Source organism: Tardiphaga sp. 215_C5_N2_1 (genome assembly GCF_052076055.1).
Taxonomy (GTDB): Bacteria; Pseudomonadota; Alphaproteobacteria; order Rhizobiales; family Xanthobacteraceae; genus Tardiphaga; species Tardiphaga robiniae.
Window position 1 is genome coordinate 1,706,932 of record NZ_CP197240.1, and the last position, 16,702, is coordinate 1,723,633.

Annotated in this window: 18 protein-coding genes; 4 read left to right on the forward strand and 14 right to left on the reverse strand. The window is 61.4% G+C overall.

Going from position 1 to position 16,702, the window contains the following annotated elements; all coding sequences use genetic code 11:
* Positions 1 to 11 precede the first annotated feature (11 nt).
* On the reverse strand, positions 12 to 389 hold the full coding sequence (locus tag AB7828_RS08045; RefSeq protein WP_184517499.1) for a hypothetical protein: 378 nt from the start codon (positions 387 to 389) through the stop codon (positions 12 to 14).
* Between the two features lie 288 nt (positions 390 to 677).
* The gene (locus tag AB7828_RS08050) at positions 678 to 1,283 is read right to left on the reverse strand and encodes a hypothetical protein (protein ID WP_441229879.1); all 606 of its coding nucleotides are present in this window, start codon (positions 1,281 to 1,283) and stop codon (positions 678 to 680) included.
* A 198-nt stretch (positions 1,284 to 1,481) separates the two neighbouring features.
* Between AB7828_RS08050 and AB7828_RS08055 the strand changes: the two genes are divergently transcribed.
* Entirely contained in the window at positions 1,482 to 2,147 is a 666-nt protein-coding gene (locus tag AB7828_RS08055) for a VOC family protein (RefSeq protein WP_441229880.1), read from the forward strand.
* Between the two features lie 94 nt (positions 2,148 to 2,241).
* Here AB7828_RS08055 and AB7828_RS08060 read toward each other — a convergent pair whose 3' ends face one another.
* A complete protein-coding gene (locus AB7828_RS08060) occupies positions 2,242 to 3,516 on the reverse strand; it encodes a GGDEF domain-containing protein (protein WP_441229881.1) in 1,275 nt (424 codons plus the stop codon).
* Between the two features lie 366 nt (positions 3,517 to 3,882).
* Between AB7828_RS08060 and AB7828_RS08065 the strand changes: the two genes are divergently transcribed.
* On the forward strand, positions 3,883 to 4,341 hold the full coding sequence (locus tag AB7828_RS08065) for an SRPBCC family protein (RefSeq protein ID WP_441229882.1): 459 nt from the start codon (positions 3,883 to 3,885) through the stop codon (positions 4,339 to 4,341).
* Between the two features lie 275 nt (positions 4,342 to 4,616).
* On the opposite strand, the gene AB7828_RS08070 is transcribed toward AB7828_RS08065, so the two are convergent.
* Complete coding sequence (locus tag AB7828_RS08070; protein WP_441229883.1) at positions 4,617 to 6,236, reverse strand: peptide chain release factor 3; 1,620 nt, start codon at positions 6,234 to 6,236, stop codon at positions 4,617 to 4,619.
* Positions 6,237 to 6,442: 206 nt separating this feature from the next.
* On the opposite strand from AB7828_RS08070, the gene sugE reads away from it, so the two are divergent.
* Complete coding sequence (gene sugE / locus AB7828_RS08075; RefSeq protein ID WP_068731015.1) at positions 6,443 to 6,757, forward strand: quaternary ammonium compound efflux SMR transporter SugE; 315 nt, start codon at positions 6,443 to 6,445, stop codon at positions 6,755 to 6,757.
* Between the two features lie 6 nt (positions 6,758 to 6,763).
* On the opposite strand, the gene AB7828_RS08080 is transcribed toward sugE, so the two are convergent.
* The 8 genes from AB7828_RS08080 to AB7828_RS08115 all read right to left on the reverse strand — a co-directional run bounded on the left by AB7828_RS08080 (position 6,764) and on the right by AB7828_RS08115 (position 14,595).
* On the reverse strand, positions 6,764 to 7,780 hold the full coding sequence (locus AB7828_RS08080; protein ID WP_089263901.1) for an inorganic phosphate transporter: 1,017 nt from the start codon (positions 7,778 to 7,780) through the stop codon (positions 6,764 to 6,766).
* A gap of 14 nt (positions 7,781 to 7,794) precedes the next feature.
* Positions 7,795 to 8,439, reverse strand: coding sequence for a DUF47 domain-containing protein (locus AB7828_RS08085; protein ID WP_089264630.1), 645 nt, complete (start codon positions 8,437 to 8,439; stop codon positions 7,795 to 7,797).
* A gap of 198 nt (positions 8,440 to 8,637) precedes the next feature.
* Complete coding sequence (locus tag AB7828_RS08090) at positions 8,638 to 9,606, reverse strand: branched-chain amino acid ABC transporter permease (RefSeq protein ID WP_089263900.1); 969 nt, start codon at positions 9,604 to 9,606, stop codon at positions 8,638 to 8,640.
* 1 nt (position 9,607) lies between these two features.
* The gene (locus AB7828_RS08095) at positions 9,608 to 10,483 is read right to left on the reverse strand and encodes a branched-chain amino acid ABC transporter permease (protein WP_089263899.1); all 876 of its coding nucleotides are present in this window, start codon (positions 10,481 to 10,483) and stop codon (positions 9,608 to 9,610) included.
* A 66-nt stretch (positions 10,484 to 10,549) separates the two neighbouring features.
* Positions 10,550 to 11,770 (reverse strand): ABC transporter substrate-binding protein, encoded by a 1,221-nt coding sequence (locus AB7828_RS08100; RefSeq protein ID WP_120292249.1) that lies wholly within the window; start codon positions 11,768 to 11,770, stop codon positions 10,550 to 10,552.
* A gap of 37 nt (positions 11,771 to 11,807) precedes the next feature.
* On the reverse strand, positions 11,808 to 13,031 hold the full coding sequence (locus AB7828_RS08105) for an ABC transporter substrate-binding protein (protein WP_441229884.1): 1,224 nt from the start codon (positions 13,029 to 13,031) through the stop codon (positions 11,808 to 11,810).
* Between the two features lie 69 nt (positions 13,032 to 13,100).
* A complete protein-coding gene (locus AB7828_RS08110; RefSeq protein ID WP_441229885.1) occupies positions 13,101 to 13,847 on the reverse strand; it encodes an ABC transporter ATP-binding protein in 747 nt (248 codons plus the stop codon).
* Positions 13,840 to 14,595 (reverse strand): ABC transporter ATP-binding protein, encoded by a 756-nt coding sequence (locus AB7828_RS08115; protein WP_089263895.1) that lies wholly within the window; start codon positions 14,593 to 14,595, stop codon positions 13,840 to 13,842. Before AB7828_RS08115 ends, AB7828_RS08110 begins: the two co-directional genes overlap by 8 nt.
* Positions 14,596 to 14,999: 404 nt before the next feature.
* Between AB7828_RS08115 and AB7828_RS08120 the strand changes: the two genes are divergently transcribed.
* On the forward strand, positions 15,000 to 15,602 hold the full coding sequence (locus AB7828_RS08120) for a hypothetical protein (RefSeq protein WP_441229886.1): 603 nt from the start codon (positions 15,000 to 15,002) through the stop codon (positions 15,600 to 15,602).
* A gap of 3 nt (positions 15,603 to 15,605) precedes the next feature.
* Here AB7828_RS08120 and AB7828_RS08125 read toward each other — a convergent pair whose 3' ends face one another.
* A complete protein-coding gene (locus AB7828_RS08125) occupies positions 15,606 to 15,953 on the reverse strand; it encodes an ArsC family reductase (RefSeq protein ID WP_120292243.1) in 348 nt (115 codons plus the stop codon).
* Between the two features lie 143 nt (positions 15,954 to 16,096).
* On the reverse strand, positions 16,097 to 16,672 hold the full coding sequence (locus tag AB7828_RS08130) for a DUF308 domain-containing protein (RefSeq protein ID WP_120292543.1): 576 nt from the start codon (positions 16,670 to 16,672) through the stop codon (positions 16,097 to 16,099).
* Positions 16,673 to 16,702 lie beyond the last annotated feature (30 nt).

The following is a 16,702-nucleotide window of genomic DNA, read 5'->3' on the forward strand; positions in this document are numbered from 1 at the left end:
AAGAAAGACCCTCACACGAACCGGCAATTTCGCGCGGTTTGCGCCATGCCGGACGACGACGAGGTCGGAATGCTGTAGCTCGCCTCGCTCGGCGTTTGGCCGCGTGCGGGGATGATCACCGTGCCGTGGTCCTTCACCGAGCCCTTGGCGTTGGTGACCGTGACGTCGATGCCGCAGGCGATCTTGCGGGCGCAGTTGTTCTCGAAATCCATCTTGAACGAATACTTGCCGTTGTCCTGCCAGAAGCCGACATACTTGTCGCCGACGCAGGCCTTGGCTTCCTCGGTCCAGTTGTCGGGCTCGGGCCAGAACAACAGTGCGCTGCCGCCGGTGAGCGCGCCGACAGCGCAAACAATTGTCGCAATCAATACGAACCTGCGTCCAAACATCGCCGCCTCCGGAGTGATTTCCCCTTCGTCGCGGCGGATGGCGCAGTGGTTCACTCTCTTAACCTCTCCCCGCTCTGCGCGGGGAGAGGTCGAAACGCGTGCGCAGCGCGTGTTTCGGGTGAGGGGCATGGCACAAAGCCAGCCACGAAGAAGCACCCTCGGATCTCGATACTGCAGACCCGAGATTCCGCGTCCTCCCCCCGCCATTCAAGGCCCCTCACCCGGAGCCGTCGCTACGCGCCGACTCCGACCTCTCCCCGCAAATGCGGGGCGAGGTTAGGAAGCAGCTTACTTCCCGGACTGCTTCTGCAGCTCCCGGTTATCGACATAGCGGATCATGATCGGCCGCCCGGCGACCGCGCCGCCAAGACCCTTGGTGAGTTTTAGCGGCAGGCAGCTATGGAGCGAGGCATTGATGGCCTTGAGATAGGTGTCGCGCGTGTCCTGCGGCGCATCCTTGCTGGCAAAGGTCACGCGCGGCGGCGCGATGGGCGTACCGGCCGTGTTGAACGAGAACATCACCGACATCTGCATGCCTGCACGCGCAACGTCCGGTGCGGGCGGCGACCAGCACGACCGCAAGGCAGCGAACAGGTCGCCGATCGTATCGAGATCATGATCGGGCTTGCGGTAGAGAGCCTGCTGATCGCCCGGCGGCACGCTCAGCACCGTGACCTGCAGGTTTTGCCCGATCGGATAATCGATCTCGGGAATGCACGGCCCGTGATCGAACACGCTGCAGGTGGACGGCGTACATGGCTCGCCATCGAGCACGCTGCACGGCCTGTGCGAAAACGGCACTGCATCGCCGGCGCGCAGCCGCCGCGCCTCCGCCTGGCCAGCGAATGCCGCCAGGACGCCGGCGATCAACAGCAACGTGAGGTTCCGTGTCATTCGGACACCTTTGCAAATACGCCCTCACCTGAAATGATACAGGCGTGTGGCGTCATCAAGATCGGGATGGGTCACAACCGCACGAGCAGACCAACAAGCGGAACGCCGGCCAAACGACCGATTGCAGACATTGTTGCGCCTGCGCGCAGCCTGGCACCACACGTCGTCATCATCACACCCCGACCTCAGGAGACCGACATGAGCAGTCCCCAGGTGCATCGTGATACGTCCGTCACCATGAAGCTCGAAATCGTCGTCATTCCCGTGTCGAATGTCGACACGGCCAAGAGTTTTTACGCAAATCTCGGCTGGAGGCTCGACGCCGACTTCGTGGTCGGCGACGACTATCGCGTGATCCAGTTCACGCCGCCGGGTTCGGATTGCTCGGTCATCTTCGGCAAGAACGTGACCGCCGCGACGCCGGGCTCGGCGCAGGGTCTGTATCTGATCGTCTCCGATATCGAGGCCACCCGTGCAGACCTGCTCGGCCGCGGCGTCAAGGTGAGCGACGCCTTCCACGCCGAAGATGTCAATGTCGGGCCGGACGAACCCTATTTGTTCGGGCGACTTCGGGTGAACGGCCTCGATCCCGCGCGCGCCAGCTATCGCTCCTTCGCATCATTCAACGACCCGGACGGCAATGGCTGGCTGTTTCAGGAGATCACCGCGCGATTGCCCGGACGTGTCGATGCCAGCGCCACGACGTTCAACTCTTCCGCGGATCTCGCAGCCGCCTTGCGGCGGGCGGCCGTCGCCCATGGCGAGCACGAGAAGCGTACCGGCGGCCAGCATGACGAGAACTGGCCGGACTGGTATGCCGACTATATCGTGCGCGAGCAGAGCGGCGAGTCGTTGCCGGCATAGCGGCCGCATCGCGCTGCACATGGAATACATCGCAACTGAATCGTCTGACGCAAAGCTGGATCACTCACCCCATCCTTGCGGAACGAATTCGACGTCAGAGCCGGGCGCCGTCCTGGCTCTGCAGCTGCGGAAGCGCGTATCCGGATCCAGCGACTGGCGCGTCGGCAGAGGCGCTTAGCGTGCGGGAAATCGTGCGGTTACGGCCGGTCCGCTTCGCTTCGTAGAGTCGCCCATCGACCCGCTTGTACAGGCTCGGCCAGCTATCTCCCGGCTGCAACGTCCCCACGCCGAAGCTCGCAGTGACCTGCCTCGCTCCACCCGGGACGGCAAAGCTGTTCTGCTCGATCGCGATCCTCAACCGTTCGGCATATTCAACCGCTTCCTGTTCGTCCGTATCCGGAAGGAACACCGCAAATTCCTCGCCGCCCAGCCGCCCGACGATGTCGCGTTTGCGCGACGCGTTGCGCAGCATGCGCCCCACCTCTCCGAGGACATCGTCCCCGACGTCATGGCCGAGGGTGTCATTGATGCTCTTGAAGTTGTCGATGTCGCACAAGGCAAGCGCAGCACGGCTCGGTCCGTGTTTGCGCAGATGGGCGGATAACCGTTCTTGAAAGCCGCGCCGGTTCAGGATGCCGGTCAACAGATCGAGATCGCGTTCGCGACGAAGATCGTCGATCATGTCGGACACCGCCGCGGCGAGGATGGCCAGCGCCAGGCCGGCGCCGAGCACGGCGAGCGAAAGCTGGAGTGCTTGCCAAAACATCGAATTGCTGAACGCGGTTCTGTCGACCGGCGCGGAAAATCCGACCGTGAGCAGGGTTCGCGGAAAAAAATGCAAACCAAACAGCAACAGCACCCAGAACAGAGCCCGATCGACATAAGGCCCGCGCGCCAATGCGGTGAGCCGCCCCGCTGCGATCAGCATCAGGAGGCCGTAGCCGAAATTCTGGATGTAGACCCGGGCGATGAGACTGCGATCGATATAAAAGAAATAGGCGAGCAGAAGGACGAAGCCGGCAAGGATTGCCATATCGATGACCGGACCGAGCCCCTTCCCCGAACGCACCAGGATGCCCTCCACGGCGGCGATAACCGCCGACGAGTAGAGCGCGCCCGAGACGATGGCATTGGGCCCCGCGCCGGGCGGCCAACTCAAAATCTGCGACATCGCACCGAGGGCAAACAGAACGCACGCGCCGGCCAGTAAGAGCAGGTAGTTCCGCTTCTTCTCGACGAGCCACGCGCAGACGAAGGCAGCTCCGAAGACAAACAATATTCCCGGCGTTATCAGTTGGAGCGTAGTTCGGACGATGACCCCATTCATCTCGCTCAAACTTTCCAATAGGCCCAGGTCGTCGTGACGCACGGCTTGGGCACCGGTACCTCGTAGCCAGAGAACACTATCAAATTTGATCGGAAATGCCTCAAATGCGAGTCGATTGACGGGAACCGGGTTCGTCACGCCCGACGTCAAAGGCCGCGAATACATCGTCAGCCGCCCGGCTCACAAGGGAAGATGGATGGCCGGTCATCTCGCGAAGCCGCGCTTCGCGCTTTGCACAGCCAAGACGTAGGGAGATTCTACCGCCCAACTCATACGTCATACACGGGCTTGACCCGCGTACCCATCTTCCCCGACAAAGCCTCCACACAATACGCAGCACCGTTGCACACTCATCAAGAATAAGACCGTTCACAACTGCGCGAACAGACCGCGGAGGAACTGCCAGCCATGACCACACCCAAGACACCGACGCATCCGTTCGAGCGCAGCCACTCCATCGTGATCGCGGCTGCGCCCGAATCTGTGTTCGACTACGTCACCAATCCCAAATCATGGCCGCAATGGCTGCCCTCCTCGCACAACATCGACTGCGAGAATCGCCCGATGCGGTTCGGCGACACGTTTCACGAACACTGGTCGACGCGGTCGGGCCCAGTTGCGCTGGACTGGCTGGTGATCGCCTGCGAACGCCCGCAGCTGTGGATCGGCCTGACGCATATGAGCGTCACCGGCCCGATCGTCGTGCAATATGTCTGCGATGTCGTGGATGGCGGGACGAAGTTCACGCGCACGGTGCGCAATCCCGCGCGGCCGAAGGCGCCGACGCCGGAAGTGGTTCAGCGGATCGACGAGGAAGCGGAGTTAGGATTAGGGAATATCAAGAGGATTGTGGAATCCGGCACCTGAGGCTGTGCCTCAAGGTCGTACGAATTTCGTATCCAGTCCGCGACAACTATGTTGGGGCAGCGACCGATTGCGTTGCTTCATCCCACAAGATTTGCTGACACGCCTAGCGCGCAGGAATCTTTCTTTAAGAGTTCAGCGATACGGTTCACTCAAGCGGTTCATGTATTGCGTACCGCTAGCAGGTCAAGATCCGCCGGAGCGACCCGGCGGATCGTCCTGGCTCTGTCGGGAGACAGCTGCATCGGCCTACGAAAGGCCGAGGTCAACGCGTCGCCTCACCCCTGCTTCTTCACGTCCTTGATATCCGAGAACACGATCCCTTCCGCGCGTTCCTTGGTGTAGTTCAGATAGAAGTCGTTCTTCGCCAAGAACACCGGATCTCCGTCGACGTCGTCGGCGACGCCGGAATTGTTGTTGGACATGAAGGTTTCGAGCTTCTTCTTGTCCTCGGACGAAATCCAGCGCGCCAGCGAGAATTCCGAGACCTCGAAACTCACCGGCAACTGATATTCCGCATCCAGCCGTGCCTTCAGCACGTCGAGCTGCAGCGGGCCAACGACGCCGACCAAAGCCGGCGCGCCGTCGCGCGGACGGAACACCTGCACGACGCCCTCTTCCGACATCTGCTGCAGGGCTTCCTTGAGCTTCTTCGCCTTCATCGCGTCGCCGAGGCGCACACGGCGCACGATTTCCGGCGCGAAGGACGGCACGCCGATAAAGATGATGTCCTCGCCATCGGTCAGCGTGTCGCCGATGCGCAACGTGCCGTGATTGGGGATGCCGACCACGTCGCCGGCATAGGCTTCGTCCGCGATGGCGCGGTCCTGCGCGAAGAAGAATTGCGGCGACGACAACGACATGTTCTTGCCGGTACGCACCAGCTTGGCCTTCATGCCCCTTGTCAGCTTGCCCGAGCACAGGCGCGCAAAGGCGATGCGGTCGCGGTGGTTGGGATCCATGTTCGCCTGGATCTTGAACACGAAGGCCGACATCCGGGGCTCGTCGGCCTCGACCTTGCGCAGGTTGCTCTCCTGCGCACGCGGCGACGGCGCGAAACGGCCGAGGCCTTCCAAGAGATCGCCGACGCCGAAATTGCGCAGCGCGCTGCCGAAATAGACCGGCGTCATATGGCCTTCGCGGAACGATTGCAGGTCGAACGGCTTGGAGGCTTCCTTCACCAGTTCGAGTTCGTCGGCGACCTCGCTGGCGTCGAGATTCGGATTGCGACCGGCCAGATCGGAAATCTCGATCTTCTCGGCTGCGCCGGTCTTGGCGCCACCGCCCTCGAGCAGGCGGATGCCACCGGTCTCGATGTCATAGGTGCCCATGAAATCGCGGCCGCGGCCGACCGGCCAGTTGATCGGCGTGGTGTCGAGCGCCAGCGTCTTCTCGATCTCGTCCAGCAGATCGAACACGTCGCGGCTTTCGCGGTCCATCTTGTTGACGAAAGTGATGATCGGGATGTCGCGCAGACGACAGACCTCGATCAGCTTCAGCGTGCGCGCTTCGATGCCCTTGGCGGCGTCGATCACCATAACAGCCGAGTCGACCGCGGTCAGCGTGCGATAGGTGTCTTCCGAGAAGTCTTCATGGCCCGGCGTGTCGAGCAGGTTGAAGACGTGGCCCTGGAATTCGAAGGTCATCACCGAGGTGACGACGGAGATGCCGCGGTCGCGCTCGATCTTCATCCAGTCCGAGCGCGTGTTGCGGCGCTCGCCCTTGGCCTTGACCTGCCCGGCCAGATTGATGGCGCCGCCGAACAGCAGCAGCTTTTCGGTCAGCGTGGTCTTGCCGGCGTCAGGATGCGAGATGATCGCGAAAGTGCGGCGGCGGGCGACCTCAGTGGCAAGCGGGGAACGCGCGGCTGAGTCGGCGGAAAGGGCGATATCGGACATAAACGTGCCTGTGGCAGGGAAAACGGGCGCAATCAAGGGATTTTGGGCGGGAAACTGGCCGAAGTGGCGACCATCGGCCGCGTTGCGATCCGGCTGCGTGGGTCCCATATAACCCCTGCGAGGACGACCTCCAAATCATCATCATCCGGCAAAGGGAGACCTTTGCTTGCAGGGACGGCCCTGTACTTTCACCAGGAGGCCGTTCCATGGCTTGGTTATTGCTGTTCATCGCTGGTTTGCTCGAAGTCGGCTGGGCCGTCGGGCTCAAATATACCGAAGGCTTCACCCGCCTCGTCCCCTCCGTCCTGACCCTGATCAGCATGACCGCGTCCGTCGGCATGCTCGCCCTCGCCCTCAAGGAACTGCCGATGGGAACCGCCTATGCCGTGTGGACCGGCATCGGCGCAGTCGGCACCGCAGCGCTGGGCATGTACCTATTCGGCGACCCGGCCACCGTCGCGCGGATCACCTGTATCGGGCTGATCGTGGCAGGCATTGCCGGGCTGAAGCTGGTGTCATGACCTGCGTCAGATAAAGCTCAAATGCAGCAGCTTCACGATCCACCAGGTCGCGGCGGCAACGATCGCCGCGGCCGGGATCGTGATCACCCAGGCATAGACGATCGAACTCGCCACGTTCCAGCGCACCGCTGATACGCGACGGGCTGCGCCGACGCCGACGATCGCACCGGTGATGGTGTGCGTGGTCGAGACGGGAACGCCGAGGAACGTCGCCGCAAACAACGTCGCCGCGCCGCCGGTTTCGGCGCAGAAGCCCTGCATCGGCGTGAGTTTAGTGATGCGCAGGCCCATGGTGCGGACGATGCGCCAGCCGCCCATCAGCGTGCCCAGCGCCATCGCCGCCTGACATGACAGCACGACCCAGAACGGCACGGAAAACTCGGTGCCGAGATGGCCCTGCGAGTACAGCAGCACAGCGATGATGCCCATGGTCTTCTGCGCGTCGTTGCCGCCATGGCCGAGCGAATACAGCGAAGCCGAGACGAATTGCAGGATGCGGAAGGCGCGGTCCACGGCGAAGGGCGTCGAGCGCACCGAGGCCCATGACACGATGGCCACCAGCACCAGCGCCAGCAGGAAGCCCACCAGCGGTGACAGCACGATCGCCAGCAGCGCCTTGGACAGTCCGGTCCATAAGGCTGCCGAGAGTCCTGCCTTGGCGACACCCGCCCCGAGCAAACCACCGATCAACGCATGCGACGAGCTCGAGGGAATGCCGAGACCCCAGGTGATCACGTTCCAGACGATGGCACCCATGAGTGCTGCGAAGATCACCGCGGGATCGATGACGCTGGGCTCGATGATCCCGGTGCCGATGGTGTTGGCGACATGCAGACCGAATACCAGGAAGGCGATGAAGTTGAAGAACGCCGCCCACAGCACCGCATATTGCGGCCGCAGCACGCGCGTCGAGACGATCGTCGCGATCGAATTGGCAGCGTCATGCAAACCGTTGAGAAAGTCGAACAGCAATGCGATGGCGATGAGGCCGATCAGCACCGGAAAGGCGAGCGTGGCGTCCACCTGATGGCCCTGCCTTATACTTGTTCGATGACGATGCTGTTGATCTCGTTCGCGACGTCGTCGAAGCGGTCGGCCACCTTTTCAAGGTGCTTGTAAATCTCGGCGCCGACCACGAAATCCATGGTGTTAGCGTCGCGATGCTTGAGAAACAGCTCCTTGAGCCCGATGTCGTGCAGATCGTCGACGCGGCCTTCGAGCTTGCCGACCTCCTCAGTGATCGCGGTGAGCAGACCGACATTGTCGCCGATGGCGCTCATCAGCGGCACGGCGCGACCGACCAGGTTGGCACACTCCACCAGCAGCGTGCCGATTTCGCGCATCGGCGGCTCGAACTGGCGCACCTCGAACAGCATCACCGCTTTCGCCGTCTGCTGCATCTGGTCGATGGAATCATCCATCGCCGTGATGAGGTTCTTGATGTCGACGCGATCGAACGGCGTGATGAAAGTGCGGCGAACGGCGGTCAGCACCTCGCGGGTGATGGCGTCGGCGTCGTTCTCGAACTGGTTGACGCGCTGGCAGTAGACCGGCGTCTCGTCGCCGCCTTCCAGCATCCCCGCAAGCGCCTTGGAGCCCTCGACCACGGTCACTGAATGGCGGGCGAACAGGTCGAAAAACCTTTCCTCCCGGGGCAGAAAGGACCGGAACCAACGCAGCATCATCTCATCCAACTGTCAGGAAAACGCAGCGACCGGACCGCCAGATGGCGGACATGGTCCCGCGGGGCCACCGCCGGCGGCCCTGTGTCACACGGATGTCATAAAGCATTTCCGGCCAAGACGGGCAATCGCGCACCTTTTAGGCCCGATCATCCACCGCTTTATGACAGCCTGCTTTTCCTGAGGCAGTGCCTGGATTTAGAGCGACCGCTTGAAGTAATGCGCGATTTCGCCGATGACGCCGCGGCGGAAGGTCAGCACGCAGACCACGAAGATCACGCCCTGGATCACCGTCACCCACTGGCCGAAGCCGGCGAGATATTGCTGCATGGCGATGATCACGAAGGCGCCCACCACCGGCCCGAACAGCGTGCCGAGGCCGCCAACCAGCGTGATCAGCACGATTTCACCGGACATGCTCCAGTGCACGTCGGTGAGCGAAGCGTTCTGCGCCACAAACACCTTCAGCGCGCCGGCGAAACCCGCAAGCGTGCCGGACAGGATATAGGCCAGCAGCTTGTATTGATCGGTCTTGTAGCCCAGCGACACCGCACGCGGCTCGTTCTCACGGATCGCCTTGAGCACCTCGCCGAATGGCGAGTTGATGGCGCGGTAGATGATCAGGAAGCCCAGCGTGAAGCCGGCCAGGACCACGTAATACAGCGTGATCGGCTTCGACAGATTGAACAGGCCGAACAGCGTGCCCTGCGGAATGCCCTGGATACCGTCTTCACCATGGGTGAACGGCGTCTGCAGATAAACGAAGTACAGGAGCTGCGACAGCGCCAGCGTGATCATGGCGAAGTAGATGCCCTGACGACGAATGGCGATCAGGCCGGTGACGACGCTGAGCGCAGCGGCGGCGACGACACCAACGATAATGCCCAACTCGGGCGTCAGGCCCCACACTTTCAGCGCATGCGCCGTGCAGTAGCCGGCGGTGCCCAGGAACATCGCGTGGCCGAAGGACAGCAGACCGCCATAGCCGATCAAAAGGTTGAACGCACAGGCGAGTAGCGCGAAGCAGAGCGCCTGCATCACGAAGAACGGATAGACGCCAGTGAGCGGCACGACCAGCAACAGTGCGGTCATGATCGCAAAGGCGACCATCTCGTCTTTGACGGTGCGGCGGGGTGACGGAATGGCGTTTTCAGTGATCGTTGTCATATCAGGCAGCCCGTCCCGTCAGTCCGGAAGGTTTCACAAGGAGCACCAGCACCATCAGCACGAAGACGACGGTGTTGGAGGCCTCGGGGTAAAAATACTTGGTCAGACCCTCGATGATGCCGAGGGCGAAACCGGTGATGATGGAGCCCATGATCGAGCCCATGCCGCCGATCACGACGACCGCGAACACGACGATGATCAGGTCCGCGCCCATCAGCGGGCGCACCTGGTTGATCGGCGCCGACAACACGCCGGCGAGTGCCGCAAGACCGACGCCGAGACCGTAAGTCAGCGTGATCATCAGCGGCACATTGATGCCGAAGGCGCGGACGAGCGTCGGGTTTTCGGTGGCGGCGCGCAGGTAGGCGCCGAGCCGCGTACGCTCGATCAGGAACCAGGTCGCAATACAGACCACCAGCGAGAAGATAACGACCCAGCCGCGATAGATCGGCAGGAACATGAAGCCGAGATTCATACCGCCCTTCAGCGCATCCGGGATCGCGTAAGGCAGACCCGACGAGCCGAAATAATTCTGGAACACGCCCTGGATGATCAGCGCCAGACCGAATGTCAGCAGCAGGCCATAGAGATGGTCGAGATTGGCGATCCATTTCAGCATGGTGCGTTCCATCACCATGCCGAACAGGCCGACCGCCAGCGGCGCCAGGATCAGCGCCGGCCAGTAGCCGATGCCAGCCAGATTGAGCAGGAAGTATGCCGCAAACGCGCCCATCATATAGACGGCGCCATGGGCGAAATTGATGATGTTCAGCATGCCGAAGATCACGGCGAGACCGAGACTTAACAGCGCATAGAACGAGCCGTTGATGAGTCCGACCAGCAATTGCGCAGACAGGGCCTGTAGATTGATCGACATGTTGTTCTCAACTTTTATCGCAGGAAAGTCTTGGCCCGGCAGCGCGGCGCCGCCGGGCCAACGATCTTATTTCTTCAGCAGCGCGCAGGTGCTCTTCTCGATCGGTGTAAATGCCTGATCGGCTGGCACTGTACCGGCGAGCTTGTAGAAATCCCACGGCGCCTTCGATTCCGACGGCTTCTTCACTTCGAACAGATAGCCCGGGTGAATCTTGCGGCCATTGGCTTCGATCTTGCCTTGCCCGAACAGCGGATCATCGGTCGGCAATTCCTTCATCTTGGCAACGATCTTCGCGCCATCATGTGGATTGCTGCCGAGAGCTTCCAGCGCCTTGAAGTAGTGGATCAGGCCCGCATACACGCCCGCTTGCACCATCGACGGCGGAGCGCCGTTCTTCATGCGCGCCGCGAACTTCTTGGAGAAGTCGCGGGTCTTGTCGTTCAGGTCCCAATAGAAGGTCTCGGTGAAGCTGAGGCCCTGTGCGGTTTCAAGACCGATCGCCTTGACGTCGGTGATGAACAGCAGCAACGCCGCGAGCTTCTGACCGCCCTTGGCGATGCCGAATTCAGCCGCCTGCTTGATCGAGTTGGTGGTGTCGCCGCCGGCATTGGCCAGACCGATGACCTTGGCCTTCGACGACTGCGCCTGCAGCAGGAAGGAGGAGAAGTCCGCGGTGTTGAGCGGATGCTTGACGCCGCCGACCACCTTGCCGCCCGAGGATTTGACGACTTCCGAGGTATCGCGCTCCAGCGCGGCACCGAAGGCGTAGTCGGCGGTGAGGAAGAACCAGCTGTCACCGCCGGCCTTGACCATCGCCTGCCCGGTCGAATGGGCGAGCATGTAGGTGTCATAGGTCCAGTGCACGGTGTTCGGCGAACACTGCGCATTGGTGAGATCCGACGTCGCGGCGCCCGAATTGATGTAGACGCCGTTCTTCTCCTTGACGATGTTGTTCACCGCCAGTGCCACGCCGGAATTCGGTACGTCGACGATGGTGTCGACCTTGTCGACGTCGAACCACTGCCGCGCGATGTTGGAGCCGATATCCGGCTTGTTCTGGTGATCGCCGGAGATGATGTCGATCTTCCAGCCCTTGGCCATCAGACCGGAGTCCTCCGCCGCCATCTGCGCAGCCAGGGTCGAGCCCGGGCCGCCGAGATCGGCATAGAGACCGGACTGATCGCTGAGTGCGCCGATCTTGACGGTCTTGTCCTGCGCCATGGCGATGCCCGCCATGGCCAGCGAAAGTGCCGTGCCAAGAAGTGCGGTTGAAATCTTGTTTTTCATGGCTTCCTCTCAATGATTTGGACGACGGGCTTCTAAATTAGGTCTTCTTCAAAAGCGGACAAGCGCTCTTGTCGAGCGGCGTGAAGGCCTGATCGGCAGGGATCGTCGCCACCAGCTTGTAGTAATCCCATGGCCCCTTTGACTCCTCGGGCTTCTTCACCTCGAACAGATAGGCCGGGTGCAGCTTGCGGCCGTTCGGCTGGATCGTGCCCTTGCCGAAGATGATGTCGTCGGTCGGAGCCGCCTTCATCGCATTGATGATCTTCAGGCCGTCATGGGGGTTGCCGCCCATGGCGTCGAGCGTCTTGAAGTAATGGATCAGGGACGAATAAACGCCGGCCTGCACGGTGGTCGGCATGTTCTTGTTCTTCATGCGCGCCTGGAAGCGCTTGGAGAACCCGCGCGTGCCGTCGTTGAGATCCCAATAGAACGTCTCGGTAAAGCTCAGACCATTGGCGACCGGAAGTCCGAGCGCATGGATGTCGGTGATGAACATCAAGAGACCAGCCAATTTCTGCCCGCCCTTGATGATACCGAATTCCGACGCCTGCTTGATCGAGTTGATGGTGTCGCCGCCGGCATTGGCGAGGCCGATCACCTTGGCCTTGGACGCCTGCGCCTGCAGCAGGAACGACGAAAAGTCCGCCGTGTTGAGCGGCGGCCGGACGCTGCCGATGATCTTGCCGCCCTTCGCAGTGACAGCGTTGGTGGTATCGCGCTCCAACGCGGTGCCGAAAGCATAATCCGCCGTCAGGAAGAACCAGGTGTCACCACCGTTCTTGACCATGGCGGAGCCGGTGCCGTTGGCGAGCTGATAGGTGTCGTAAGCCCAGTGAATGGTGTTGGGCGAGCACTGTGCGTTGGAGAGATCGGAGGTGCCCGATCCCGAATTCAGATAAACGCCATTCTTTTCCTTGACGATATTGTTGACCACAAGGCCGACCGACGATGTCGGCACGTCGACGATGGTGTCGACCTTGTCGACGTCGAACCATTGACGCGCGATGTTGGAGCCGACGTCGGGCTTGTTCTGGTGATCGCCGATCACGACGTCGATCTTCCAGCCCTTGGCCAGGAGTCCGGAGTCCTCGACGGCCATTTGGGCCGCGACCACCGAACCCGGACCAGTCACGTCGGCATAAAGGCCCGACTGGTCGTTCAGCACGCCGATCTTGGCGGTCTTGTCCTGGGCGAACGCAAGCGAGCTTGCGCTCATCATCAGCGCAAAACCCAGCAGCGACGTCGAAACGGCTTTTTTCATTCTGTGCTCCCTACCCGTATTGATGATTGTGTCTATCGTCGGACCGTTGGCTCGGTCCGTTATTCGATATTAGACGCCGAGATACGTATGCAGCTTGTCCATATTCGCCGAGAGCTCGGAATTGGCGAAGCCATCGATGATCTTGCCGTGCTCGACGATGTAGTAGCGATCCGCCACCGTGGCAGCGAAACGGAAGTTCTGCTCGACCAGCAGGATGGTGAAGCCCTCCGACTTCAGCCGCGCAATGGTGTGGCCGATCTGCTGGATGATGACGGGCGCCAGCCCCTCGGTTGGCTCGTCCAGCATCAGGAAGCGCGCGCCGGTGCGCAGGATGCGCCCGATCGCCAGCATCTGCTGCTCACCGCCGGAGAGTTTTGTCCCTTGGCTGTTGAGACGCTCTTTCAGATTTGGAAACAGCTCGAAGATCTGATCCAGAGACAACCCGCCCGGCCGGATCGTCGGCGGCAGCAGCAGATTCTCTTTCACGTCGAGGCTGGAGAAGATGCCGCGTTCTTCCGGACAGAATGCGATGCCCTGCTTCGCGATCTTGTCCGACGAGGTCTTGATGATCTCGTTGCCTTCGAACTTTATCGAGCCGGTGCGCTTGCCGATGATGCCCATGATGGACTTCAGCGTCGTGGTCTTGCCGGCGCCGTTGCGACCGAGCAGCGTGACGACTTCGCCCGGCTTCACGTTGAAATTGATGCCGTGAAGAATGTGCGACTCGCCATACCAGGCTTCGAGATTCTCGATGCTGAGAATTGGATTGCCAGTTGCTGCAGTCGTTGCCGGTGCGGCCATTGTGATCTCAGCCATGCCCGGCTCCCAGATAAGCTTCCTTGACGCGCTCGTCCTTGGTCAGATCGGCGTAGCTGCCTTCCGCAAGAACCTTTCCGCGAGTCAGAACGGTAATGATGTCCGACAGATTGGACACGACGCTGAGGTTATGTTCGACCATCAGGATGGTATACTTCGCCGAGATGCGCTTGATCAGCGCTGCGATCTTGTCGATGTCCTCGTGGCCCATGCCGGCCATCGGCTCGTCGAGCAGCATCATCTCGGGATCGAGCGCCAGCGTAGTGGCGATCTCTAATGCCCGCTTGCGGCCATAGGGCATTTCCACGGCGGGCGTATTGGCAAATTCGCTGAGGCCGACGTCGTCGAGCAGTTCAGCGGCGCGTTGATTGTACTGATCCAGCACGCTCTTGGACCGCCAGAAGTCAAACGACGATCCATGCTGACGCTGCAGTGCAACACGGACATTCTCCAGCGCCGTCAGATGCGGAAACACCGCGGAAATCTGGAACGAACGTACGAGGCCAAGGCGCGCCACGTCGGCGGGCGCCGTCGCGGTGATATCCTTGCCCTTGTAGAAAATCTGGCCGGCGGACGGCTGCATGAACTTGGTCAGCAGATTGAAACACGTCGTCTTGCCAGCCCCGTTAGGGCCGATCAATGCGTGAATGGTGCCGCGGCGAACTTTGAGACTGACATCGCGGACTGCGAAAAAGCCCGCAAATTCCTTGGTCAATCCGTTGGTTTCGAGAATGAACTCATCGGTCAAGCAAATTTCCCCCATCGACCTTCCCGGCGTGTGTCTCCGCCAGTGGCCAACTTTTTGCGCAGCCGCATTTCGGGGAAAACTGAAAGTCATCCCCGCGCGGCCACATCGAGTGGCGCGAATATGCCGTCAACGCGACGGCGAACGCAAGGTGCAATGCGGCAGAATTGGGTGGACTGCCTGTCGCACTGACTTCGCCCTTAGTCGTAGGCAGTTAGCCCCCTGCGCATGCAGAAAGCAGAGTCCGCCTGCGACCGGTCCACCGTGCAGAACGCACCATCTGTTTGCGCCGCAAGGAGCTTTGAAAATCGCTCGTTAATTGTATTGCGAGGCGACTTCCCGCGTTCATTGATTATTTGCTCGCTGTACTCATACTACCCTCGATCGATATCAGGGGGATCGTTGCCGTGGACTTCCAGAGCGCCGACGCGTCCGTGGTGAAGTCCATTCGGCAGCGCGATCTGCTGAACTGCTGGCTACGGCTCTATGCGCCGCAACAGGCCCTGCCCGATATCACCAACTATCGCCCGGATCGGATGGGCGACGAACGTCCCGATCTCGTCGACTACATTGTTGATCACAGCACCGCACCGCCGCGGCTCATCATCGACAGTAACGGCACCCGCATGGCGAGCGCCTATGGTACCACCGGCAAGGGACGCTATCTCGACGACTATCTCGGCCCGATCCTCGGTCCTGTCGTGCTGCCGGCCTATCATGAATGTATCGCACGCGAGTTGCCGACCTATACCGTCTCGATGATCGACGATGTCAACGGTCGTGTTGTCGCCTATGAGCGGATGCTGATGCCGTTCTCATCAGGCGATGGCGTCACCCATATCATCGCGTCGCTCAAGACGATCAGCGAGGACGGTGGATTCGAAATCAAAAATCTGATGCGCGGCCATCACAGCGTGCCGGTGCCGAAACTCCGCGCGGTGATCGATCGCAGCCTGTCCTATCGTGCGCCGCACCGGCTCGCAGCCGGCGACGTCGTCGAGATCGACTGATCGCTATTTTACGTCTTTTGCGTAAATCTCCGGCTTGAAGCCAACCACAAGCTTGCCGCCAAGATCGAGCACAGGCCGCTTGATCATCGAGGGCTGCTCGAGCATCAGCGCGATTGCCTTGCTCTCGTTCAGACCTTCCTTGGCAGCGTCATCCAGCTTGCGAAACGTGGTGCCGGCGCGATTGAGCAGCGTCTCCCAGCCGACCTCCTTGGCCCAGCGCTGCAGCCGCGCCTTGTCGATGCCCTCGGCCTTGTAGTCATGGAAGCTGTAGGCGACGCCATGGCTGTCGAGCCAGACGCGCGCTTTCTTCATCGTATCGCAATTCTTGATGCCGTAGATGGTGATGGCCATGAGATGTCGCCGTGCCTGCCAGGAGTGATCGTCGTTCTCACCTGACTAGCAGATCAGGCAGCAGCGGCTGACAGCAAATCCGCGATCATCCACAGAGGCGGCCGATGATGCCGGGGCCGGCATCATCGGTTTGTCCTCAGATCTCAGGCCGTACGCCCGCGGTTCGCGAAGATCAACCACAGCGCCGACACCAGGAAATAGAAGGCGCCGAAACCGGCATAGGGCGCGATATCCACGATCGTCGGCACTGTGGCGCCGCCCGCCTGCTTGACAAAGAACAGGCCGGCCGCGGTCGACTGCGCTCCGCTCAGGATCATCGCCCACTGCGCACCGAATGCGCGCCAGCGTCGAACGCCAGTGACCAGTTGCGCGAGGCCCGCCAATGCCGCCCAGACGCCGAACACCGCGAGTACGGCATTCATCCCCGTGCGCAAGGCGATGGCCACGGCCAGTGCGGCAATGAGGCTCACCCCCACATTCAGCGCCTGCGAGGGATTGGCCAGCAAGCCGCCGCTGCCCTGGGCATCGAACCAGTTCGCAAGTGCATCCCAGGCGGGATAGCTGACCAGCAGGATGGCGGCGGCCCCGGGCGACGAGACGCCAACGGTGAAGGCGGCTGCCACCCAGGCCGCCGCGACGATGCCGCGGACGAGGTAATAACGTGCGAGGTCTCCGCTCGCTACGGCCGGCAGGCTGGCGGTTCCCTGTGGGACGGTCATGCTGGTCTCCATCGAAGCTTGGACCGGGCG